Origin of the sequence: Marinobacter sp. (genome assembly GCF_041690455.1) — a bacterium.
Taxonomy (GTDB): Bacteria; Pseudomonadota; Gammaproteobacteria; order Pseudomonadales; family Oleiphilaceae; genus Marinobacter.
In genome coordinates this window covers 1-21,738 of record NZ_JAWLHI010000068.1, presented here as the reverse complement: position 1 = coordinate 21,738, position 21,738 = coordinate 1, and the positions used below count along the sequence as shown (strand labels likewise).

The 21,738-nt window shown below is 59.1% G+C and carries 22 protein-coding genes and 2 pseudogenes; 20 read left to right on the top strand and 4 right to left on the bottom strand.

The features are described 5' to 3' along the window. The 10 genes and pseudogenes from ACESMW_RS15220 to lipB form a co-directional block, all read left to right on the top strand. Window positions 1-198: pseudogene (locus tag ACESMW_RS15220) on the top strand (gamma-glutamyl-phosphate reductase); the annotation flags it as partial. Window positions 199-203: 5 nt separating this feature from the next. Beyond that, window positions 204-854, top strand: a complete 651-nt coding sequence (nadD, locus tag ACESMW_RS15215) for a nicotinate-nucleotide adenylyltransferase (RefSeq protein ID WP_372987860.1) — start codon at window positions 204-206, stop codon at window positions 852-854. Window positions 855-924: 70 nt separating this feature from the next. Further along, window positions 925-1,275, top strand: a complete 351-nt coding sequence (gene rsfS, locus ACESMW_RS15210) for a ribosome silencing factor (RefSeq protein ID WP_113860938.1) — start codon at window positions 925-927, stop codon at window positions 1,273-1,275. A gap of 2 nt (window positions 1,276-1,277) precedes the next feature. Then, entirely contained in the window at window positions 1,278-1,748 is a 471-nt protein-coding gene (gene rlmH, locus ACESMW_RS15205; protein WP_092005143.1) for a 23S rRNA (pseudouridine(1915)-N(3))-methyltransferase RlmH, read from the top strand. A gap of 9 nt (window positions 1,749-1,757) precedes the next feature. Further along, a complete protein-coding gene (gene mrdA / locus ACESMW_RS15200; RefSeq protein WP_372987859.1) occupies window positions 1,758-3,650 on the top strand; it encodes a penicillin-binding protein 2 in 1,893 nt (630 codons plus the stop codon). Then, entirely contained in the window at window positions 3,650-4,792 is a 1,143-nt protein-coding gene (rodA, locus tag ACESMW_RS15195) for a rod shape-determining protein RodA (protein WP_372987858.1), read from the top strand. The genes mrdA and rodA overlap by 1 nt, the downstream gene beginning before the upstream one ends. A 123-nt stretch (window positions 4,793-4,915) precedes the next feature. Next, a complete protein-coding gene (locus ACESMW_RS15190; protein ID WP_372987862.1) occupies window positions 4,916-5,794 on the top strand; it encodes a septal ring lytic transglycosylase RlpA family protein in 879 nt (292 codons plus the stop codon). 43 nt (window positions 5,795-5,837) lie between these two features. After that, entirely contained in the window at window positions 5,838-7,004 is a 1,167-nt protein-coding gene (locus tag ACESMW_RS15185; protein WP_372987857.1) for a D-alanyl-D-alanine carboxypeptidase family protein, read from the top strand. Window positions 7,005-7,035: 31 nt separating this feature from the next. Further along, the gene (locus ACESMW_RS15180; RefSeq protein WP_092005131.1) at window positions 7,036-7,305 is read left to right on the top strand and encodes a YbeD family protein; all 270 of its coding nucleotides are present in this window, start codon (window positions 7,036-7,038) and stop codon (window positions 7,303-7,305) included. Window positions 7,306-7,310: 5 nt separating this feature from the next. Continuing rightward, entirely contained in the window at window positions 7,311-7,949 is a 639-nt protein-coding gene (lipB, locus tag ACESMW_RS15175; RefSeq protein ID WP_372987856.1) for a lipoyl(octanoyl) transferase LipB, read from the top strand. A gap of 6 nt (window positions 7,950-7,955) precedes the next feature. On the opposite strand, the gene ACESMW_RS15170 is transcribed toward lipB, so the two are convergent. Next, window positions 7,956-9,038 carry a GGDEF domain-containing protein gene (locus ACESMW_RS15170; protein ID WP_372987855.1) on the bottom strand — a complete coding sequence of 361 codons (1,083 nt, stop codon included), beginning with the start codon at window positions 9,036-9,038 and terminating at the stop codon, window positions 7,956-7,958. A gap of 249 nt (window positions 9,039-9,287) precedes the next feature. Here ACESMW_RS15170 and ACESMW_RS15165 point away from each other — a divergent pair, with 249 nt between their 5' ends. Then, window positions 9,288-10,742 carry an ABC1 kinase family protein gene (locus ACESMW_RS15165; RefSeq protein WP_372987854.1) on the top strand — a complete coding sequence of 485 codons (1,455 nt, stop codon included), beginning with the start codon at window positions 9,288-9,290 and terminating at the stop codon, window positions 10,740-10,742. On the opposite strand, the gene ACESMW_RS15160 is transcribed toward ACESMW_RS15165, so the two are convergent. Further along, entirely contained in the window at window positions 10,676-11,125 is a 450-nt protein-coding gene (locus tag ACESMW_RS15160; RefSeq protein ID WP_092005117.1) for a YqaA family protein, read from the bottom strand. The genes ACESMW_RS15165 and ACESMW_RS15160 overlap by 67 nt on opposite strands. Before the next feature lie 169 nt (window positions 11,126-11,294). Between ACESMW_RS15160 and ACESMW_RS15155 the strand changes: the two genes are divergently transcribed. Further along, window positions 11,295-11,549, top strand: a complete 255-nt coding sequence (locus ACESMW_RS15155) for a GrxA family glutaredoxin (protein WP_372987861.1) — start codon at window positions 11,295-11,297, stop codon at window positions 11,547-11,549. A 69-nt stretch (window positions 11,550-11,618) separates the two neighbouring features. Here the strand turns inward: ACESMW_RS15155 and ACESMW_RS15150 are convergent, their stop codons facing one another. Continuing rightward, window positions 11,619-12,881: a 6-phosphofructokinase gene (locus ACESMW_RS15150; protein ID WP_372987853.1), complete on the bottom strand. Its 1,263-nt coding sequence runs from the start codon at window positions 12,879-12,881 to the stop codon at window positions 11,619-11,621. 155 nt (window positions 12,882-13,036) lie between these two features. On the opposite strand from ACESMW_RS15150, the gene mpl reads away from it, so the two are divergent. The 4 genes from mpl (at window position 13,037) to ACESMW_RS15130 (ending at window position 18,414) form a co-directional block, all read left to right on the top strand. Beyond that, a complete protein-coding gene (mpl, locus tag ACESMW_RS15145) occupies window positions 13,037-14,431 on the top strand; it encodes a UDP-N-acetylmuramate:L-alanyl-gamma-D-glutamyl-meso-diaminopimelate ligase (protein WP_372987852.1) in 1,395 nt (464 codons plus the stop codon). Between the two features lie 36 nt (window positions 14,432-14,467). Continuing rightward, entirely contained in the window at window positions 14,468-15,115 is a 648-nt protein-coding gene (locus ACESMW_RS15140) for a flavin prenyltransferase UbiX (protein WP_372987851.1), read from the top strand. Window positions 15,116-15,238: 123 nt separating this feature from the next. After that, window positions 15,239-16,378: an acyl-CoA dehydrogenase family protein gene (locus tag ACESMW_RS15135; RefSeq protein ID WP_372987850.1), complete on the top strand. Its 1,140-nt coding sequence runs from the start codon at window positions 15,239-15,241 to the stop codon at window positions 16,376-16,378. Between the two features lie 140 nt (window positions 16,379-16,518). Then, the gene (locus ACESMW_RS15130) at window positions 16,519-18,414 is read left to right on the top strand and encodes a hypothetical protein (RefSeq protein WP_372987849.1); all 1,896 of its coding nucleotides are present in this window, start codon (window positions 16,519-16,521) and stop codon (window positions 18,412-18,414) included. Window positions 18,415-18,948: 534 nt separating this feature from the next. On the opposite strand, the gene ACESMW_RS15125 is transcribed toward ACESMW_RS15130, so the two are convergent. Then, window positions 18,949-19,146 carry a transposase domain-containing protein gene (locus ACESMW_RS15125; RefSeq protein ID WP_372987848.1) on the bottom strand — a complete coding sequence of 66 codons (198 nt, stop codon included), beginning with the start codon at window positions 19,144-19,146 and terminating at the stop codon, window positions 18,949-18,951. Between ACESMW_RS15125 and ACESMW_RS15120 the strand changes: the two are divergent. The 4 genes and pseudogenes from ACESMW_RS15120 to ACESMW_RS15105 form a co-directional block, all read left to right on the top strand. Continuing rightward, window positions 19,125-19,325: pseudogene (locus ACESMW_RS15120) on the top strand (transposase domain-containing protein); the annotation flags it as partial. The gene ACESMW_RS15125 and the pseudogene ACESMW_RS15120 sit on opposite strands and share 22 nt — an antisense overlap. A 50-nt stretch (window positions 19,326-19,375) precedes the next feature. After that, complete coding sequence (mscL, locus tag ACESMW_RS15115) at window positions 19,376-19,834, top strand: large conductance mechanosensitive channel protein MscL (RefSeq protein WP_372987847.1); 459 nt, start codon at window positions 19,376-19,378, stop codon at window positions 19,832-19,834. Between the two features lie 537 nt (window positions 19,835-20,371). Continuing rightward, window positions 20,372-21,358, top strand: coding sequence for a fatty acid desaturase (locus tag ACESMW_RS15110; RefSeq protein WP_372987846.1), 987 nt, complete (start codon window positions 20,372-20,374; stop codon window positions 21,356-21,358). Window positions 21,359-21,405: 47 nt separating this feature from the next. Further along, on the top strand, window positions 21,406-21,738 hold a 333-nt coding region (locus tag ACESMW_RS15105), incomplete at its 3' end, for a DUF2141 domain-containing protein (RefSeq protein WP_372987845.1).

Here is a 21,738-nt window from a genome sequence, read left to right as displayed (position 1 = left end):
CGCCGGTTTATCACCGAAGTGGACTCCAGTTCGGTCATGGTCAATGCCTCCACGCGTTTTGCCGACGGTTTCGAGTATGGCCTGGGTGCGGAGATCGGCATCTCCACCGACAAGATCCATGCCCGCGGACCGGTAGGGCTGGAGGGACTGACTTCCCAGAAGTACGTGGTGTTCGGCGACGGTCATATCCGGACCTGATGCCCATGCATGTCATTTACGGGGGCACCTTCGATCCGGTCCACCATGGCCACTTGCGTCTGGCGATCGAGCTCTGTGATCGTCTGGAGGTGGACCATGTCAGTCTGGTGCCCTGTCATATCCCGCCCCACCGCGGCGACACCGGAGCCAGTGCATCCCAGCGGCTGCAACTGTTGGAGCTGGCGGTGCGGGGCGAGCCGCGGTTGCACATAGACGACCGGGAACTGCGTCGTGCCGGAGCTTCCTACACCGCCGATACCCTGCGCCAGCTGCGACAGGAGTTGGGGCCGGATCATCCCCTGGTGATGGTGGTCGGCACCGATGCCTTTGCCGGCTTCGATCGCTGGCGGGAGTGGGAATCCATACCCGAACTGGCTCATATCGTGGTTGTGCGCCGCCCGGGTCCGGCACTGAATCCCGAAGGCATACCTGCCAGGCTGCTGACGAAGAGGAGAGTGGAGGATGTCGCAAGCCTCCGGAATGGGGCAGCCGGATGCGTTCTGGAGCTGGATCCGCCGCTGCTGGATATCTCCGCCACCGGCATCCGGGAGCGAATTGCAGCTGGCCGGTCCCCCCGTTACCTGGTCCCGGATTCGGTCTGGGAACAAATCCGCCAACAGGGGCTGTATGGTGCCTGCCCCGAGGGGAACTTTTAGTGCTACAATCGCGTCTGAGAATGACTATTCGGGCCGCCAATCCGGCTGAAGCCCGTACAACAGGGTAATTATGCAGGCTGAAGAACTGAAAGATCTGGTTGTAAAAGCACTTGAAGAGGTAAAAGCGCAGGACATCAGTGTGATTGATGTTCGTGACCGTACCAGCGTCACGGATTTCATGGTGCTGGCGTCCGGTACGTCAAACCGTCATGTGAAATCCCTTGCTGATTCTGTGGTTGTTGAGGCCAAAGAGCAGGGCGTGCGCGCCAGTAATGTCGAGGGCGCCACTGCCAGTGACTGGATCCTGGTAGACCTCGGCGATGTTGTGGTTCATGTCATGATGCCCGCTACCCGCGAGTTCTATGATCTGGAGCGATTCTGGCGTGACGCACCGGATCTGGGTGTCGCGGGCAGCGAATAACCATGCGGTTACGTCTGATCTGTGTGGGGCAGAAGATGCCCGACTGGGTCAGTGCCGGGTACAACGATTACGCCCGTCGGATGCCCCCGGAGCTTCCCCTTGAGCTGGTCGAAATCCCCATGGCACACCGGGGCAAGAACCCTGATATTCCCAGACTGATGCAAAAGGAAAGCGACGCGATTCTCTCGGCAACCGGTCCGAGGGACCGGGTCGTTGCCCTGGAAGTCGGCGGTCGGCCCTGGTCCACCGAAAAGCTCGCCAGCCAGCTCGAAAACTGGCAGCAGGACGGTCGTGATGTCAGTTTCCTGGTCGGCGGTCCTGATGGTCTGGCGGATGCCTGTCGGCAGAGGGCAGACCAGCAGTGGTCGCTGTCGCCCCTGACCCTTCCCCACCCACTGGTGCGAATTCTGCTGGCCGAACAGCTTTACCGGGCCTGGTCGATCACCCGTAATCATCCGTATCACCGGGCCTAGGGGGCAGTTATGCCGTGGGGTGAATTCAAGGATACCGCCGCCGAACGCCGGTTGTTCCAGCGCCGCACCGTGGTGATGCTGGTGCTTGTCATCCTGATGCTGGGTGGCTTGCTGGGCCGCATGTATCAGCTGCAAGTGGTCGAGCACGAGATATACACCACGATTTCCGACAAGAACCGGGTGCAGGTCCAGTCCGTGCCCCCGCCCCGCGGGCTGGTCTATGACCGCAACGGGGAGCTGCTGGCGGAGAACCGGCCGGTGTTCAGTGTCACCCTGGTGCCCGAGCGTGTGGATGGCATGGATGAGACCCTCGCCCGGCTCGGCCGCATCCTCGATGTCTCCGAACAGGATCTCGAACGCTTTCAGCGACGCCTGAAGGAACCCCGGCGGCCTTTCCAGGAAATTCCCCTCCGATACGACCTGACCGAGCAGGAGATTGCCCGGCTGGCCGTGCACCGCCATGAGTTGCCGGGCGTTGAAGTCGAAGCGGAACTGGTACGGTACTACCCCCACAGTGAACTGACCGCCCATGTGCTGGGCTACGTTGGCCGCATCAACCGTGAGGAATTGCAGCGGATCGATCCGGTCAACTACGCCGGGACCAACTATATTGGCAAATCCGGGATCGAGCGTTTCTACGAACAAACCCTTCATGGCACCGTCGGTTACCAGCACGTGGAAACCAATGCCCGTGGTCGCACGCTGCGAGTGCTTGAACGCGAAAATCCGGTGCCGGGTGAGGATCTGGGGTTGCACCTGGATCTGCGGTTGCAGCAGCGGGCGCACGAGCTGCTGGATGGCCGCCGTGGTGCGGTGATCGCCATCGAACCCAAAACAGGCGGCATTCTGGCCCTCGCGAGTGTTCCGGGTTTCGACACCAATCAGTTTGTCACTGGCATCAGTGTCGATGATTACCGCGCCCTGAGCCAAAGCAAGGATAAACCCTTGTTCAACCGGGCACTGCGTGGGCAATACCCGCCGGGCTCGACGCTCAAGCCCATGCTGGCCATAGCGGCACTGGACAGTGGCTCCGTCACCCGTGATCACACCATCTGGGATCCAGGATATTTTCGCTTGAAGGAAGGTGGCCGGTTGTGGCGAGACTGGAAACGGACTGGCCACGGCTGGGTAGATCTCAAAGACGCCATCGCCGAGTCCTGTGACATCTATTTCTATGAAGCAGCCGTCGAGATGGGGGTAGATACCATGGCTGGCTACCTGTCCAGCTTTGGTTTCGGAGAGGACGCCGCCCTCGATGTATCCGGTGCACTCAGTGGATTGCTGCCGTCCCGGGAGTGGAAACGGGCCATGCATAACCAGCCCTGGTATCCGGGGGACTCGGTCAACCTGGGGATCGGCCAGGGCTTTATGCTTGCAACGCCACTGCAGCTGGCTACGGCGACCGCGCTCATTGCCAACCGGGGTACCTGGATTGAGCCGCGGCTGTTGAAGGACGTCATCGGTGATGACGAGGTTGACGATGTCCTCCCCGCCGAGACCCATGAGCCTCTCAAACTGAAGAATCCGGCCGATTGGGAGTATGTGGTCGAGAGCATGGCCGAAGTCATGCACGGTGTGAAAGGAACGGCTCGCCGGGCAGGTAGCGACGCGCCCTACCGGATGGCGGGCAAGACCGGTACCGCGCAGGTGTTCAGCCTGGCGGAAGATGAGGAATACGATGCCGAGGAAATCCGGGAGCGTCTCAGGGACCACGCCCTGTTTGTCGGTTTTGCCCCGGTTGAAGATCCGGAAATTGTGGTATCGGTCATCGTTGAAAATGGCGGTAGCGGCAGCGGCACGGCGGCGCCGGTAGCACGGGCATTGTTCGATGCCTGGCTGCTGGAGTTCTCTGAGAACCGTGAGGGAGAACTGGTGAGTCTGTCTGGCCGAGGGGGTGAATAATGGCGCTGAAGGACCTGGTAGACCCGGCCGCATCCGGCCCATTCGCACGTTCCCGGGGTATTTGGTCCGCCCTGCATCTGGATCCGATCCTGCTTCTCCTGCTGCTGGTTCTGGTCTCCGGCGGCCTGTTTGTTCTCTATAGCGGTGCCGACCGTAACATCGAAGTGGTCAAGGCCCAGGGCATCCGTCTGGGCGTTGCCTTCGTGGTAATGCTGGTGTTCGCCCAGCTCGATCCGGCCGTCTTTCGACGGTGGGCGCCCTGGCTCTACGCGGCCGGACTGGTTGCCCTGGCGGCGGTCCTCGTGGTGGGTATAGGGGCAAAGGGCGCCCAACGCTGGCTGGCACTGCCCGGACTGCCCCGGTTCCAGCCCTCTGAAATAATGAAGCTCGTGGTTCCGATGATGGCCGCGTGGTACCTGTCACGGCACTTTTTGCCGCCTCGCCTGTCACAGGTTGCCGTGGGGTTGGCCATTGTGCTGGTTCCCATGATGATGATCATCCAGCAGCCGGATCTGGGTACGTCCCTGCTGGTGGGGATGGCAGGCCTGTTTGTGGTGTTCTTTGCCGGCATGAGCTGGAAGCTGATTGCCGCTTTCGTGGCCATGGCCTCGGTGTCAGCGCCTCTGATGTGGTTCTTCGTGATGCGGGAGTACCAGAAGCAGCGGGTGCTGACCCTGCTGGACCCGCAGAGTGATCCGCTGGGCGCTGGCTGGAACATTATCCAGTCCAAGACCGCCATCGGCTCGGGAGGCATTGACGGCAAGGGGTGGCTCCAGGGGACCCAGTCACACCTGGAATTCCTGCCGGAGAGTCACACCGACTTTATCGTCGCCGTGCTTGCCGAGGAATTCGGCTTTGTCGGTATGCTGGCGCTGCTGCTGGTCTATTTTCTGATCATCCTGCGCTGCTTGTATATCGCGGCCACCGCCCAGGACTCGTTCAGCCGATTGTTGGCGGGAGCCTTGACCATGACCTTCTTTATCTACATCTTCGTGAATGTGGGAATGGTCAGCGGCTTGCTACCGGTGGTGGGTGTGCCCCTGCCATTGGTCAGCTACGGCGGAACCTCGGGAGTGACGCTTATGGCGGCGTTCGGCGTGCTGATGTCGATACACACCCATCGAAGAATGATCAGTGCCTGATCAACCATTGATAGCGGGTAATGGTGAATCGGCAAGATAACCCGCTACAATGACTGTGAGCCGCCTGGTCTCAACAGGGCAGGAACAGAAAAAGAGGATCTCCGGACCGTGAAGCCGAGGTTTATGTTTACATGGTGGTTGACTGCCTTTGCCATGCTGGTGCTTGCCGGCTGTGCCTCGTCACCTCAAACCGACCATTCCTCCCGCTACACGCTCAGCCAGGATCGGGCTCCGGCGGGTAATTTTGATGTCTCCGGACTGGCTGACGCGCAGCCGCGCTTTGAATCGCCAAGGAACGCTGGCAACAAGTCGCCCTACACGGTCTGGGGCAAGAGTTACCGGGTTCTGGAAAACAATGACGGTTATGTCGCCACCGGTACCGCCAGTTGGTATGGCGAGAAGTTCCACGGTCACAAGACGTCCAACGGTGAAACCTTCGACATGTACCAGATGTCCGCGGCCCACAAGTCCCTGCGGATTCCCGGGTATGCCCGGGTCACCAACCTCGACAACGGCCGGTCGGTGATTGTCCGGGTCAACGATCGGGGGCCTTTCCATGGTGACCGTTTGATCGATCTGTCCTACGCTGCGGCCAAGAAACTGGGCTATCAGTCCAGGGGTACGGCAAGGGTCGAGGTGGCTGCCATTACGGTCAGGCCGGATGGCTCCATGACCCTGGCGGGCGAGCCGTTTGTGCCCGGCGACGGGCGCATATCGGCAGCCTCCGCTACAGTGGCCGATAACGAAGTGGGTACAGGATCCCGCGGCCTGTTCGTTCAGCTTGGTTCGTTCAGTAGTCGGGACCCTGCAGAGGCCCTGTTGGGCAGGGTCCGGTCGGTGCTGGAAAATCCGATGCGGGTTCGCGCTATTGATACCGAGTCAGGCCGCTTTCACCGGGTACAGGTCGGACCGTTCGACGACGAGGAAGACGCCCGGCGCACCCAGAGCCTGCTGGAGGCCCGGGGCTTTTCGCAGTCTGTCCTGCTGACTGATTCACACTGAGTAATTCCATAACCAGAAACACACCTGACGAATGAATGGACCCATGGCCTTAACAACCGTTTTACGTTTTCTCTCTGTTGTACTTGTCCTTGCCCTGGCCCTTGCCGGCAAGGTGATGGCGCAGTCGGTGCTCATTCCTTCCCCGCCACAGATTGCAGGCAGTTCCTATGTGCTGATGGATCCGAAGAGCGGAAGCATCATCATGGAGGAGAACAGTCACGAGCGGCTGCCTCCTGCCAGTCTGACCAAAATGATGACAGCCTACATCGTGGAGCGGGAGCTGGATGAGGGCCGGATTTCCATGAGCGACATGGTTCCCATCAGTGTCAAAGCGTGGCAAACAGAAGGCTCCAGGACTTTCGTGCAGGAAGGTACCGAAGTCTCTGTGGAAGATCTGCTCAAGGGGGTCATTATCCAGTCCGGCAACGATGCCTCCGTGGCCCTGGCTGAGTTTGTTGCGGGCAGTGAGGGTGCCTTCGTCGATATCATGAACCAGCAGGCGCAACTGTTGGGCATGAAAGACACCAGTTTTGCCAATGCCACCGGGCTGCCATCGGAGGATCATTATTCCACGGCTTACGATTTGGCATTGCTGGCGCGCGCTATCATCAATGACTACCCGGAAAACTATCCGCTGTATGCCGAGAAGCACTTCACCTACAACAACATCCGTCAGCCGAACCGGAACAGCCTGCTGTGGCGGGATGACAGTGTGGATGGACTGAAAACCGGCCATACCGAAGAAGCCGGCTACTGCCTGGTTGCGTCCGCCAAGCGTGAGGACACCCGCTTTATCGCGGTGGTGATGGGAACCAGCAGTTCCCAGTCCCGGGCCCAGGAAGTTCAGAAGATGCTCAATTACGGCTTCCGATATTACGAGAGCGAGCGCCTGTTCCGGTCCGGCCAGGAGCTGATGGAAGCCCGGATCTGGGGTGGCCAGGCGGATCAGGTATCGGTAGGACTGACCGAAGATGTGTTCGTGACCATTCCCCGGGGATCGCGTAACCAGCTGGAATCCACCGTGGACCTTGATTCTGTGATCAAAGCACCCATCAATGTCGGAGACGAGCTGGGTCGGGTCAAGGTGAGCCTGAACGGTACGGTTCTGGTGGATGAACCGGTACTCGCCCTGACCGAGGTTCCCGAAGGCGGATTGTTCAAGCGCCTCTGGGACGCGATCAAGCTCTTTTTCGTTCAGTTGTTTCAGTAAGGGTGATGTTAGTACCCGGGAGTAATGCGGCATGAGTGAGCCGAAAGCACCAAAAATTGAATTCCCCTGCGATTACGTGATCAAGGTAATCGGTAATGCCGCACCTGATTTCACCGATTTTGTCGTGGAAGTGGTGGAGTGCCACGCGCCCGGGATTACCGAGGCGGACATTTCCGTGACCGACAGCAGCAAGGGTCGCTTTTCCTCGGTCCAGCTGAAAATAGTCGCCACGGGTGAGGATCAGCTCAAGGCACTGTTTGAAGACCTGAAGGCCAGTGGCCGGGTTCACATGGTGCTCTGACGACCATGGCAGAACTCGTTGTCCGTTCCCTCGGGGAGCAGCCCTACCTGGAAACCTGGGAAGCCATGAAGAATTTCACGGCGGACCGGGACGGGAACACCGTGGACGAGCTATGGTGCCTGGAGCATCCCAGGGTGTTTACCCAGGGACAGGCGGGCAAGGCCGAACATGTGCTGTTGCCCGGTGACATCCCCGTCATCAAGGTGGACCGGGGTGGCCAGGTGACGTATCACGGACCCGGCCAGCTGGTGATCTACCTGATGATTGACCTGCCGCGCAAGAAACTCGGAGTCCGGGGCCTGGTGGATCAGATCGAGCAGGGCATTGTCCGTACACTGGCGGATCTGGGTGTCGAAGCGGCACCGCGCCCCGACGCCCCCGGCGTCTACGTGGGTGATGCCAAGATCGCTTCCCTCGGCCTGAGAGTTCGTCGGGGATGTTCCTTTCATGGCCTTGCGCTGAACGTGGACATGGACATGGAGCCCTTCAGCCGAATCAATCCCTGCGGCTATGCCGGCATGCCCATGTGCCAGGTCCGGGATTTTGTGCCCGGAGCTACGGTGGCCGACATCGAGCAGCGCCTGGTTGACCATCTGGTTACTGGTCTCGGTCATCAACAGGTACAGCACCACAAAGGCTGGTGACCGGCATCAGATCGTAGCCGCACAGGCCTGGTTACGGCCGGCACTCTTTGCCCCATAGAGCGCTTCGTCGGCCCTCTGTAGCAGGCGGTCGATGGATTCGGATCCGGCAATGGTGGCGGTGCCGATGCTGATGGTGGCTCCGAGCCGATGTCCATCCACCTCGACCGAGCCCGCCTCGACGCCAGCACGGATACGTTGGGCTGTCTGCAGGGCCTCGTCCGCCCCCGTCTCCGGTAACAGGACCAGGTATTCCTCGCCGCCCCACCGGGCTACGGTATCGACTTTCCGGCATTGCTCCCGCAGGGTGCGGGCGACCATTCTGATCAGCTCGTCTCCGGCATGATGACCGTAATGGTCGTTGATGCCCTTGAACAGATCGATGTCCATCAGCATGACCGAGAACGGCCGCTGGGTACGCAGGTAACGCTGGTACTCGGTCTCCAGTTGCTCCAGGCCCTCACGGCGGTTGGCCAGACCGGTCAGGGCGTCGTGCTTGGCGGCAAATTCAAACTCCGAGGCCAGCCTGAGCAGGCGCAGCTTGCTGCGTCGCCGGCTCTGGTCAAGGATGTAACAGGTAACCATCTCGAAGCAGAGCACAATGACCATCGAGATCCGGAAACTGGTGCTGTAGGGCGGCTCGAAAACAAGGTCACCGACGGGGCTGAACAGGAACACGAGTGCAGCCAGGCCACCCGCGCAGGCGATGATGCCCACCCGGGCCTGGCTGATATAGAAAATGACCGGCGGGTAGGCAAACAACCAGATAATGGCCGAGCCATCCTCGACCGCCTGGACCACCAGAAAGGTGAACAGCGCGGTTATCAGGCCGATAAAGGCACGGCGGTGAAGGGTCTGGTGCCGGATCCCGAGATAGGCCAGGGAGTTCAACGCCAGTAGCCCTGCGAAGGTGACCAGCAGCGGTGCCGTGAACGGGCTATCGGCCGTGCTGGCAGCCCTGCCAGCGAAAAACAGCAGGATGGGCACTGCCGCAGAGGTGAGCCAGTTGATCAGTACCGGTACCGGGATTTCGCCCTTCACGCGAAACTGGGACAGTTCGGTATCCGGAGTTTTGGCAGCCGTTTGCTTCATTTTCAGTCTTGTTGTTGTGTTTTACCGAGCCTGGTACTGCCTGACATACTAGACCTGATTGGCGATCAGGACTGTAGTAAAACGTAAACAGGTACCCCTCGCTCATTTAAACCGGAATCCGCCGGCCGGCATTGGCCGGCAGGCCCGGGAAAACGGGGCGAATCGGTGAGGATAGGTTTCGACTGTATCCGTATAATGGAATGAACAGCTGGCCGACAGCTCAAATTCTCCGACACCCACAGGTTGTCCATGTCATCCAAGCGTCCAGGAGCAAAAGTTTCCCGCATCAAGACCGGCAGCTTTGAGCGCAGGCTGAGCCTGACCAGGGCCGGACTTACGGCGGGTACCCGCATGATGGCCTCCCATATGGCCACCAACTGGTTCAGCAGCAAGGACAAGCGGGATGAACGGCATCGGGCCATGCTGTCGAACCAGGCGCGGTTTCTGGTAGATGAGCTCGGGCGCCTGAAGGGCAGTGTGGTGAAAATCGGGCAGGTGATGGCGCTGTACGGTGAACATTTCCTGCCGGAAGAGGTCACCGAGGCCCTGCACACCCTGGAAGACCAGACCACCTCCCTGGAGTGGCCGGCGATCGAGCGGGTGCTCAAGGAGGAACTGGGCAGTGACCGGCTGGCGGAACTGGACGTGGATCCCGAGCCCATCGGTGCCGCCTCGCTGGGGCAGGTGCACCGTGCGATCCGGCGCAGTGACGGTCTGGAGCTGGTGCTGAAAGTTCAGTATCCGGGCGTTGCGGATGCCGTCGACAGCGACCTGAATGCGGTGGCGCAGCTGCTGAAAGTGGCGCGGCTCGTCAGTTTCGGGCCGGAATTCAATGACTGGCTCGAGGAAGTCAGGGAGATGATGCACCGGGAGGTGGATTATCGGCTGGAAGCCCGCACCACGGAAAAATTCCGGTCCATGCTGGCGTCCGATCCCCGGTTCATCGTGCCCAGGGTGTTGCAGGAATACTCCACGGCCCATGTGATCGCCTCGACCTATGAACATGGCCACTCGGTGGGGTCCCCGGAGGTTCGCGAGCTGTCGCTTGAACGGCGGAGTGCCCTTGGCGAGGCGGCCCTGGAGCTGTTTTTCCGGGAGCTGTTCGTCTGGGGTGAGATCCAGACCGATCCCAACTTCGGCAACTATCGCATCCGTATTGCCGGTGAAGAGGGCGAGGATCCGGGCTATGACCGCATCGTCCTGCTCGACTTCGGTGCGGTTCAGTCATACTCCGACGAGTTTCTCGCTCCGGTCATCCAGATGATCCGTGCGTCCTACGAGCAGGACCTCGAGGCGGTGATCGACGGCGGGATAAAGCTTCGTTTCATGAGCCTGGACTGGCCCCGGGAAGTGCTGGAGAAATTTGGCAAGGTCTGTATGTCGGTACTCGAGCCCCTGGCGAAAGATCAGTTCGAATGGCCGGAGTATGCCGTCAACAGCCACGGCCAGTATCGGTGGAAACAGAGTGACCTGCCCTCCCGGGTTGCCCGGCAGGCGGCCCGTTCTGCTATCAGCCGATACTTCCGGGTACCTCCCAAGGAGTTTGTGTTCCTGAACCGGAAGCTGATTGGCGTCTATACATTCATCGCGGTGCTGCATTCCGAGTTCAATGGCGAACCCCTGTTGCGTAAGTACCTTTATGGAGACGGAGAGGGGGAAGATGCACCCGACGCCTCGGCCACCAGCCAGAGCACGAAGGCGTAGCGCGCACCCTTGCCAATGGCCACCAGGACGACAAAGTTGAGCCAGGGGACCCGCATGATGCCGCCTACCAGGGTGAGTGCGTCACCTCCCAATGGCAGCCATCCCAGCAACAGGGACCACTGACCGTAGCGGTTGAACCGGTTGCGGGCCTTATGCAGTTGCATCTCGCTGACGGGGAACCAGCGCTTGTGTTTGAAACGGTCCACCTGGCGTCCGATGATGCCGTTGACCACCGAGCCCAGGGTGTTGCCAGCGGTGGCCCAGAACCACAGCCACCACAAGGAGTAACCCTGGGTCACCAGGGTGCCCAACAGTACTTCGGAGTAGGCCGGTAGCAGTGTTGCTGCGGCAAAGGCCGTCAGAAAAAGCGTCAGGTATACCAAATCGTCTCCCCGTCTTGACCGAATTCAATGCCGGTTGTCGGTCCTGTCGGTATGGTTACGTACTATGGTTGCCATGCAAACCATCAATTTTTACTCCCTGTTGCCTTGCCAGTATGCTGGCGTCAGGTTTGTTCATATCCCGGTTTTTGACACCGTTGCAGGAGGTTTTATGGAGCAGGTCACGATTTATGGCCGTTCGAGTTGTGGGTTTTGTATTCGGGCAAAGGACCTGTGCGAATCCATGCAGGTGCCATATACCTGGATCGATATGATGGAAAAGGGTATCTCCAAGGCTGATATCGCCGACAAGATTGGCAAGCCGGTACACACTGTGCCACAGATTTTCGTCGGTCAGCAGCATATCGGCGGTTTCGACGAGTTTTACGCCTATGTGCGTGAACACGAGGCGGCATCAACCCGCTAGGGCTGAGTTCCAGGCATAAAAAAACCGCCCGGCTTCAACCCCGGGCGGTTTTTTGTTGTTGGCTGATGGTCAGATCTTGAACTCGGTCTTGAGTTTCTTCTCGACCAGCTGGTTCTTCAGCTTTGCCACTTTCGGCAGGCCGTTTTCAAACGGAGGGAAGCTCTCACCGTAAATCAGGGGTTCCAGGTAGTCACGACAATCCTGGGTAATGCCGAATCCGTCATCGGTGATGTAGTGGATCGGCATTTTCTTTTCCTGGTTCGCCACCTCGCTGAGATTGGCTTCCCCGATCTTCCACCGATAGGGTTTGGCCTGCTCGCGGACGATGGTCGGCATCAGCGCCTGCTTGCCGGCAATCGCCATTTCCACCGCGGCCTTGCCAACCGCATAGGCCTGTTCCACGTCTGTGGCAGAAGCGATGTGGCGGGCGCTGCGCTGGAGATAGTCGGCAACGGCCCAGTGGTATTTGTGGCCCAGGGCCTGCTTGACCATGTTGGCGAGGGCCGGGGCCACGCCGCCGAGCTGGGTGTGGCCGAAGGCATCCTTGGCACCGGCGTCGGCCAGGAAGCGGCCGTCCTCGTACTGGGCGCCCTCGGAGGCAACCACCACGCAATAGCCATAATCCTTCACGCACTGATCGACACGGGCCAGGAAGGCTTCCCGATCGAACGGGATTTCCGGGAACAGGATGATGTGGGGGGGCTCACCCTCGCCCTGGCCGGCCAGGCCGCCGGAAGCGGCAATCCAGCCCGCATGGCGCCCCATCACTTCCAGGATGAACACTTTCGTGGAGCTTTCGCACATGGACTTGATGTCCAGGCTGGCTTCCAGGGTGGAGGTGGCAATGTATTTGGCGACCGAACCAAAGCCGGGGCAGCAGTCGGTGAACGGCAGATCGTTATCCACGGTCTTGGGCACACCGATGCAGGTGATGGGGTAGCCCATCTTGTCGGCGATCTGAGAGACCTTGTAGGCGGTATCCTGGGAGTCTCCGCCACCGTTATAGAAGAAATAGCCGATGTCGTGGGCACGGAACACTTCGATCAGGCGCTCGTACTCGGCCCGGTTTTCGGAAATGTTCTTGAGCTTGTGGCGACAGGAGCCGAAGGCCCCGCCCGGGGTGTGGATCAGGGCCTGGATTGCCTCGTCGCTCTCGAGACTGGTATCAATCAGTTCTTCCCTGAGCGCCCCGATAATGCCGTTGCGGCCGGCAAACACCTTGCCGATCTTGTCCGGATGCTTGCGGGCGGTCTGGATGACGCCACAGGCGCTGGCATTAATGACGGCGGTGACACCGCCGGATTGGGCGTAAAAAGCGTTCTTGATAGCCATCTCGGGCTGAAGCCTCCTGCTGGTTCGACAATGGCGCAGATGATACGCCAAACGCCCGGGATTTTCATGAGCAGGATTGCGGATAGCGCGGGCCTTGACGCCTTGCGGCGTATAAGGGAGGCTTTGCAGGTTTCAACGGAGAGGTCGAACGCCGAATGCATATTCACATTCTCGGAATCTGTGGCACCTTTATGGGCAGTCTGGCTGTGCTGGCGCGTGAGCTCGGCCACACGGTCACCGGCTCAGACCAGGGCGTCTACCCGCCCATGAGCACCCAGCTGGAAAGCCAGGGTATAAGCCTGATGGAGGGGTACAGTGCCGAGCATCTGAATCCGAAGCCTGATCTGGTGCTCATCGGCAATGCCATGTCCCGGGGCAACGCCGAGGTGGAGGAGGTGCTCAACCTCAATCTCGACTACATGTCCGGCCCCGAGTGGCTGGCCCGGGAAGTGCTGCGTCACCGCTGGGTAATGGCGGTGGCCGGTACCCACGGCAAGACCACCACCACTTCGATGCTGCTGTGGATCCTTGAGCAGGCCGGCTTCGAACCCGGTTACCTGGTGGGCGGTGTGCCCCTGGATTTTCCGGTCTCTGCCCGGCTGGGAAACAGTGACTTCTTCGTGATCGAGGCTGACGAATACGACAGCGCCTTCTTCGACAAGCGTTCGAAGTTTATCCATTACCGGCCACACACCCTGATCCTGAACAACCTGGAATTCGACCACGCCGATATCTTCGATAACGTCGAAGCCATCGAGCGCCAGTTTCATCACCTGGTGCGCACCGTGCCCTCGAAGGGACTGATTGTTCGTCCCGCGGTGGACCCGCACCTGGATAACGCCCTGGACATGGGCTGCTGGAGCCCGGTTCAGGACACCGCCATCGGCAGCGAGGTTACCCGCACGGCGGACTGGCGTGCCGAGCTGTTGTCGGAGGACGGCAGCCGGTTCATGGTGATTCACCACGAGCAGCCGGTCGCTACCCTGAAATGGGACCAGACCGGCATGCACAATGTCCGTAATGCCCTGGCCGCCATCGCCGCCGCCCGGCACGTGGGCGTCACCCCGGATCATGCCGTTGCCGCATTGTGCCGGTTCTCGGGGGTCAAGCGCCGGATGGAACTGCTGGCGGATGTCGGTGGCGTGAGGGTCTACGATGATTTTGCCCATCACCCCACCGCCATTGCCACCACCCTGGAGGGGCTGCGCAACCGGGTGGGGGAGGAGCCGATCCTGGCGTTGATCGAGCCCCGTTCCAACACCATGAAACAGGGTGTGCACCTGGACAACCTGCTGGCCAGTGCGGAGCTGGCGGACCGGGTCCTTTGGGCCAACCTGAATGACATGGACTGGCTGCAGGAGCTGGTCGGCGCCTGGCAGGCCGATAACGAGGATAATGACCTGCACAGGGTTGAGTCCTCTGTTGAAGACCTCATCGGGCGAGTACTGGACGGCCTGCCGAGCCCCTGCCACATTGTCATCATGAGCAATGGCGGTTTTGGCGGGATCCACGGCAAGCTGGTGGCGGAACTCGAACATATCCATGGTTGACCATCCCGCTCTGACAATCCCTGGGGAATCGCGCGAATGACCACGCCCGCTCCGACGCAGCGAACCGTAAACCTGGCGATTACCGGCGCCTCCGGCGCCCAGTACGCGTTGCGACTGCTGCAATGCCTGGTGGCGGCCGGGTGCCGTGTGCATGTCATGGTCAGTCGCGCCGCCCAGGTGGTTATTGCCACCGAAACAGACCTGAAACTGCCTGGGTCGCCACCGGCCATGCAGGAATGCCTGACGGAATTTGCCGGCGCTGCGCCGGGCCAGGTCCTGGTCTTCGGTCGGGAGGACTGGTTTGCGCCACCAGCCTCGGGTTCCGGCGAAAAGGCACCCCTGGTGATCTGCCCCTGCAGCACCGGAACCCTGTCGGCCCTGGCCACGGGTGCGAGCAACAATCTGATCGAGCGGGCCGGGGATGTCGCCCTCAAGGAGCGTCGTCAGCTGATTCTGGTGCCCCGGGAGGCTCCCTACTCGGAAGTGCACCTTGAGAACATGCTGCGCCTGACCCGGATGGGCGCGGTGGTCATGCCGGCCAGCCCCGGCTTCTATCACAAGCCCCAATCCATCGAGGATCTGGTGGATTTTGTGGTTGCCCGCCTGATGGATCACCTGGACCTGCCACAGGATCTGATGCCCCGATGGGGCGAGGCCCGGGTAGACGCGAAGCAGCCCCGCTGAAGCGGTTTCCGGCCGATGGTTTTGGTCAGCGCGATTGATGGTTTTCATCATTGAGCGAAACCGGCCAGCGGCCGAGACTTGGTGAACGACAATCACAACACACGTCATTCACCGAGGTTCACCATGATTCCACGTACCGTTTTCGATGCCGACCTGGAAGGCTTCCGCGATTCCGTTCGCAAGTTCCTGGAACAGGAGGCTGCGCCCTATCACGATCAGTGGGAGAAGGACGGCCAGGTCAGCCGTGAACTTTGGCAGAAGGCCGGTGAGCTGGGTTTCCTGTGCCCGACCATGCCCGAAGAGTATGGCGGCGTGGGGGCGGATTTCCGCTACAGCGCGGTTGTCATCGAGGAGATCTCCCGTGCCGGCCTGTCCGGTATCGGCTGGGGTCTGCACTCGGACATCGTGGCTCCCTACATCCTGAATTACGGCTCGGAGGAGCAGAAGCAGAAGTACCTGCCCAAACTGGTCTCCGGTGAGATGATTGGCGCGATTGCCATGACCGAGCCTGGCGCGGGGTCCGACCTCCAGGGCGTCAAAACCACCGCGATTAAAAACGGGGATCACTTTACCCTGAACGGCTCCAAGACCTTCATCACCAACGGCCAGCTGGCGGACCTGGTTATTGTGGTGGCCAAGACCGATCCGAAGGAAGGGGCCAAGGGCACCAGCCTGTTGCTGGTAGAAACCGCCTGGGAAGGTTTCGAGAAGGGGCAAAATCTGAACAAGGTGGGTATGAAGGCCCAGGATACCTCGGAACTGTTCTTCCAGGACGTGAAAGTGCCCGCCGGAAACCTGCTCGGATCCATGGAAGGGCAGGGCTTCTTCCAGCTGATGCAGGAGTTACCCGCCGAGCGCCTGCAGGTGGCCCTGGCTGCCGTGGCAGCGGCGGAGGCGGCCTGGCAGTGGACCCTGGATTACGTCAAGGAGCGCAAGGCCTTCGGCAAGCCGGTGATCGCCTTCCAGAACACCCGCTTCAAACTGGCGGAACTGAAAGCCGAGATCACTGCTGCACGGGTATTTTGCGACCGCTGCCTGGAATTGCACCTGGAGAAGAAGCTGGATATTCCCACCGCGGCCATGCTCAAGCAGCACACCACGGATCTCCAGTGCAAGGTCATGGACGAGTGCGTCCAGCTCCACGGCGGCTACGGTTACATGTGGGAATACCCCATTGCCCGTGCCTGGGCCGATTCCCGCGTGCAGCGCATCTATGCCGGCACCAACGAGATCATGAAGGAAATCGTAGCCCGTTCGTTCTGACGGACCCTGGCCCCGCCGGTCCTGTGCCGGCGAGGCGCTCTGTTACCAATCTTTACAAATTGCCAAGCCTGTCAAGGTCTCCCCCGGCAACATCCCCTAAAGTAGCGGCACACCTCTGATAACAATAAACGGTTGCCGCGATGACACGCCTGGAATGCTTACCCATTGCACTGCTGATGCTGACTCTGGCCGGATGTGGTCAGGAGTCGGATACCCCGTCTGTGGATGGTCGGGATTTCGATGGGGTGTCCTATTCCGAGCCGGCTCCCTACTCCGGGAAGGTAATCGACGGCTACCTGACCCATGCCCGGGTGTGGCTGGATATGGATGGCGACAGCCAGTACACCCCCGGCCCGCTGGAGATCGAGCTGGAGAACGGCAACATTGCCGTGCTCGAATCCGGTGAGCCCACTACCATGAGCGGGCAGGGCGGTGAGTTTTCCCTTGATGTGGCGGAACTGGATCTTCCGCCGGAGCTCGGTCCGGACCTGGATCCGAGGGATTACCCTCTCTACGCGGTAGCGTTGCCCGGAAAAACCCTGGAACAGACCTGGCGGGGTGACGTGCCGGTGGCTCGGGCATTCCTGATGTCCGCAGCACCCGGGGTCCGGAATATCACGCCGCTCACCACGCTCGCCCGTTACCGCAGCCTGTTTGGCCTGGGTTCCTATCTGGAGACTCCCGAAGACCTCGCCGGCAGTCTGGCCGGTCTCAATCTGGTGGCGGACTATGTGCTATCGGGCGATGAGCGTGTCCATGCCTATGCCCGGACGCTGGCCAGGTTCATGGCCAGCCAGATTCCGGATGGGTACAACGAAGCGCTCAGTCGGCCCGACAGTGACGGCACTGAGCGTTCGCTGCTGAATGCCGAACAGACAGTGTATCTGCTCGGCATATCCCTGGTGCAGAACGCCCCTTCGGTGATTGCCGTGGTGGATGAGGTCGCCGGCGGTGATTACGCCAATGTCGATGTGAGTGCTCTGCACTTGCCAGAGGTGCCCCTGGAGTTCAGTGACCCGGTTCTGCTGACTCATCAGCGTATCCTGGCCCAGCCCGAAAGTGACCAGAACCTGCCGGTCAGTACCTCGAGCCTGATGGTGTCCTCCGAGCTTTTCTTTGATTACTCCGAAGCGGGTCAGTTGTTGTCCGTATCGGCTGAAGGGTGTCTGGCGCCGTCCATGCCGGAACTTGCCCGGCTGATTAAGGTGAATGGCCTGATGTACCAGCTTGGCAGCCAGTGGCGGCCCTCGGTGTCACTCTCCCCCCAGAGCCGGGTTGCCTATGAAGCGGATGGGGTCGACGAGCGCCTGATCTTCGACTGGGACAACCGGCGGATCTATTTCGAGACCTCGACCACCTGCCATGAGCATGAAGGTATATTGGCGGGCTCGACGGAGCTTGCCGGCAACCCGGAGGTGACTTATCGCTGGCAGAAGGTTGGTGACGCAGGCGTGGAGTTGGTGGCGGAGATTCCGCAAGGGGGCGGTTCGGTTCTGGTCCGGAAGCTGGCGCCCGAGGCTGCCGGTGTGTCGCCCGAGGACTTTGATGGTTACGTCCTGAGTGAAGACGGAGTGGAAACGTCCTCACTTTTGGTCGGTGCCGGCTTTTCCTGCGATCCGGATGCTGAGATCACGGGCGCGGACCACGTGGTTACCGCCCAGTACAACTATGAGTTCTCCGGATATGAGCCTCAGCCTGCCAATTTTGTCGGGCTGGCGCTGGAATATGATGCCCGGGATCTGGATGGCGACGGATCGGGGGCACCGGTCAGTCGATTGCTGCGTTATGGGTTCCTTGACCCGGATCTCTCCGGCCTGGCCAATGTGGATGCAGATTCGGGTTTCCAGTGGGCCATGTATTACCCGACCACATTTGATCCAGCCAATCCCGACCTGATCCGGGAGGCCTACCTCACCAACTACAGCGGTGCTCGGGAATGCAAAAGGGAATTCGAAGAGACGCCTTCTTCCGCCTACGCCAAAGTGGAGTACAGCTATCAGGTGCTGTCGGAATACTTGCTGGGGCTGCTTGATTGAGAAGGATGGACGTCGGGCTTGTGAGTCGGAGCGCAGACAGGTCCGTGCGCAAAACACAAAAATCCAGGCGCAACAAAGCTATGCTGGCTGTAATTACTAAGTCTCGGGGATTTCTATGTGGTTTTACCCATAACTTCTCCATATTCTGAAGCATAAATCTTCCACTACTGAGCCAACCCGCTGTTAATCATGATGCAACTATCGTCTGGCGTAAACGTCTAGATTTTGGTGAGGCACGTTCCAGAATACTGCGAGCTCAAAAAGCACGCCTTTAAACAAAAGCGAACATTCGGGTCGGGCGGTCACTGCCAATGAAATGACCTTCGTTCGAGGCTATTGGATGTGAGGCGTTGCAGGGTAAGTCCAAACCTACGGCGCTGGGCAGTAATATCCGTAACTTCAGCTTGCCTGATCAGTGACCCTGAATCCGGAAAAGGCGGCCACTTGTTAAAGAGTTGATGACTTAAATGCGACAGCTCCGTTGACAGTTTCCGGTGGCGAGCACCATAGCCTTGATCGTAAACGCTCCACGAACTACACCGGAATAGTTTCGCCCTGATTCCAGGGTAGCAACTTGTCGATGTCTTTTTCGGTTGTCGAGGACGGCAACTTGGTGAGCACTTCCACCATATAAGTGTAGGGCTCGATGCCGCTGGCGCGGACGGTTTCGATCAGGCTGTAGATTCTGGCACTGGCGTGTGCCCCTTTCGGTGTGGCTGTTCGCCGGGTCACTGCGCAGTGGCCAGCGTGCGGCGGCCATCATGAGCCTGATCCAGTCAGCCAAACTGAACGGGCATGATCCGTACGCCTATCTGAAGGATGTAATGACGCGTCTACCGACGCGGAAGAACAGTGCCATCGACGAGCTATTGCCCCACAACTGGCAGCCGGCTATACCTGACAAGGTATGATGGGCGGACGCTTACATTTGACTCACATCAATAACATGAACAGGAACGCTATGACCGGAATATTGAGGGAGTTTAGGGAGTTTGCGGTAAGAGGAAGCTTGGTTGAGTTTGCGGTTGGTATCATTATCGGCGCAGCGTTTAACAGTGTTATTACCTCGCTGGTCGCGGATGTGATCATGCCGCCGATCGGTTGGCTAATCGGCCAGACCGATTTTGCGAGTTTGTATTTAAATCTTGGTTCTCAGGATTTTGAGAGTTTGCGGATGGCGCAGGCTGCCGGCGCGCCGACGATCAATTATGGTGTCTTTTTAAATGCGCTGATCGCGTTTCTGCTGACCGTATGGATCATCTTTTTTGTTGTGAAATTTATCAATCGCCTGCGACGTGAAAAAGAACAAAGCGATACACCTGGTCCCGCAACACGTTCATGCCCCTACTGCATAAAAGAGATTTCGCAGAAGGCTACCCGATGTCCGCACTGCACGGCCGAGATCGAGGCCGATCTCTAAAAGGAATTATTGGCGTCAGAGTCACTGCTGCCCCGCTATTGTTTCGGGGAGTTCCGGCGACAGTATACGTAACTGCCAATCGGCGAGGACGGTTCTGTGTGTTACCGAACGGAATTTCCTCCCCGGTTCTACTAGTCTGGACGCACATCCCGCTCCGCACGTAGTTTTCGGATATTCGACCAAGAGAAGATTACTCATGGAACGATTCACGAAAAACTCGGCCAAAGGAGAAAACCGATGCCTGCGGTCAAGACCGGCAGGCGCTAGCTTCAGCGCAGCGTTACGCAACAATCTCCCGGAGATCTTGATTGACCTCGCTGATCAAAACGAGCGCACCTCGGACAATGCCCGCCACATCAATTATCCACAACAGGGTCCCCGGCAGACGTTTGTATAACGGGATCAAAGGTTCTAGCATGGTTAATAAGTAGTCAAAAATGAAGTCTAAGGATCCAAGCATTTTGATCGAAGTTTGCTTGCGCTGAGCGCAAAGGTTCTCAATGGCCTGAGTACCGTAAATACTCGAATGGAGGCGACATGCAAGCCAATTCCTCATGGCCGGATGCGCGTCCGGCGCTGAAACAGTACCGCACTCCAAGCCTTGGCAAGGCGATTTGGCAGCTCATCAATACACTGGTTCCTTACGCCGGCTTGTGGTACCTGATGATCCTCTCTATCCGGCATGATGTTTCCTATTTGTGGACGCTGGCACTCTCGGTGGTGGCGGCCGCGTTTTTGGTTCGCCTTTTCATTTTGTTCCACGATTGTGTTCATGGGTCGTTCCTGCCATCAACACGTGCCAACACCTGGGTAGGGCGGCTGTTGGGGGTCCTCGTCTTTACGCCATTCGACGACTGGCGCCTCAGCCATCTTCGTCACCACGTCAGCTACGCCAATCTCGATACCCGAGGCTTTGGTGATATCTGGACGCTCACCCTGCGCGAATACAACCAGTTGCCGAGGCTTAAGCGTTGGCTTTACAGGCTTTACCGTAATCCGGTGGTGCTCCTGGGCTTCGGTGCTGTTTTCAATTTCCTGCTCAGCAACCGGCTGCCGAGCAAGAAAGTGCAACGCAAAGAGCGTAAGAGTGTCGTGTTCACGAACCTTGCTATCGTTGGTGTATTCCTGATCGCCGCCCAAACGATCGGTTGGCAGACTTATTTATTGATTCAGCTGCCGGTGCTATGGCTGGCGGGTATGGGTGGCATCTGGCTGTTCTACGTTCAGCACCAATTCGAAGGCGGTTACTGGGCCCGAAAAGGGGAATGGGATGCGTTGCGGGCCGCCATGGAAGGCAGCTCTTATTATCAATTGCCGGCTATTTTGCACTGGTTTTCGGCGAACATCGGGTATCACCATATCCATCATCTCAATGCCCGAATTCCCAATTATCGTTTGCCCGAGTGTTACAACGAGGTTCCCGCTGTGCGCGCCAGAGAGCCTTTGACCTTGCGGCAGAGCCTGCACAGCTTCCGGCTCAAACTCTGGGACGAAAGCCAGGAAAAGATGGTCGCCTTCCCCTAGCGAAAGTGGAGGCCCCAGCCAGAGAGATTAGAGTTATGAGAATACTGATGGGTCAGTCAGATAATCGGAAAACCGCATTGACCTCCACCGCGATGCTTGCCGTGATTCGGTACGCCATGAGAGTCAGGTATGTAGCATTGGGATCTGTACTGGCACTTACGAGTCTTCCCGCCATTGTCTTCGCCCAACCATCATGTCCGGGAATTCATGTGAAAATCCCGAACATCGAAAACAACACCGGGACTGTAGCTTGCGCACTTTTCGAATCGCCAGAGGGCTTCCCTGCGGAGTTTCTGCACTCTGCGACCCATATAGTGATGATGAAAATCCAAGATACGAAGGCACGTTGTAGCTTTCTGGATATTTCTCCGGGGACCTAT

Coding starts and splice junctions, on each gene's coding strand:
- rlmH (WP_092005143.1), top strand. CDS start 1,278: ATGCGGTTACGTCTGATCTGTGTGGGGCAGAAGATGCCCGACTGGGTC.
- ACESMW_RS15110 (WP_372987846.1), top strand. CDS start 20,372: ATGCAAGCCAATTCCTCATGGCCGGATGCGCGTCCGGCGCTGAAACAG.
- ACESMW_RS15155 (WP_372987861.1), top strand. CDS start 11,295: ATGGAGCAGGTCACGATTTATGGCCGTTCGAGTTGTGGGTTTTGTATT.
- ACESMW_RS15130 (WP_372987849.1), top strand. CDS start 16,519: ATGACACGCCTGGAATGCTTACCCATTGCACTGCTGATGCTGACTCTG.
- ACESMW_RS15170 (WP_372987855.1), bottom strand. CDS start 9,038: ATGAAGCAAACGGCTGCCAAAACTCCGGATACCGAACTGTCCCAGTTT.
- ACESMW_RS15140 (WP_372987851.1), top strand. CDS start 14,468: ATGACCACGCCCGCTCCGACGCAGCGAACCGTAAACCTGGCGATTACC.
- ACESMW_RS15150 (WP_372987853.1), bottom strand. CDS start 12,881: ATGGCTATCAAGAACGCTTTTTACGCCCAATCCGGCGGTGTCACCGCC.
- mrdA (WP_372987859.1), top strand. CDS start 1,758: ATGCCGTGGGGTGAATTCAAGGATACCGCCGCCGAACGCCGGTTGTTC.
- ACESMW_RS15180 (WP_092005131.1), top strand. CDS start 7,036: ATGAGTGAGCCGAAAGCACCAAAAATTGAATTCCCCTGCGATTACGTG.
- ACESMW_RS15135 (WP_372987850.1), top strand. CDS start 15,239: ATGATTCCACGTACCGTTTTCGATGCCGACCTGGAAGGCTTCCGCGAT.
- ACESMW_RS15190 (WP_372987862.1), top strand. CDS start 4,916: ATGTTTACATGGTGGTTGACTGCCTTTGCCATGCTGGTGCTTGCCGGC.
- mpl (WP_372987852.1), top strand. CDS start 13,037: ATGCATATTCACATTCTCGGAATCTGTGGCACCTTTATGGGCAGTCTG.
- nadD (WP_372987860.1), top strand. CDS start 204: ATGCATGTCATTTACGGGGGCACCTTCGATCCGGTCCACCATGGCCAC.
- ACESMW_RS15185 (WP_372987857.1), top strand. CDS start 5,838: ATGGCCTTAACAACCGTTTTACGTTTTCTCTCTGTTGTACTTGTCCTT.
- rsfS (WP_113860938.1), top strand. CDS start 925: ATGCAGGCTGAAGAACTGAAAGATCTGGTTGTAAAAGCACTTGAAGAG.
- ACESMW_RS15165 (WP_372987854.1), top strand. CDS start 9,288: ATGTCATCCAAGCGTCCAGGAGCAAAAGTTTCCCGCATCAAGACCGGC.
- rodA (WP_372987858.1), top strand. CDS start 3,650: ATGGCGCTGAAGGACCTGGTAGACCCGGCCGCATCCGGCCCATTCGCA.
- mscL (WP_372987847.1), top strand. CDS start 19,376: ATGACCGGAATATTGAGGGAGTTTAGGGAGTTTGCGGTAAGAGGAAGC.
- lipB (WP_372987856.1), top strand. CDS start 7,311: ATGGCAGAACTCGTTGTCCGTTCCCTCGGGGAGCAGCCCTACCTGGAA.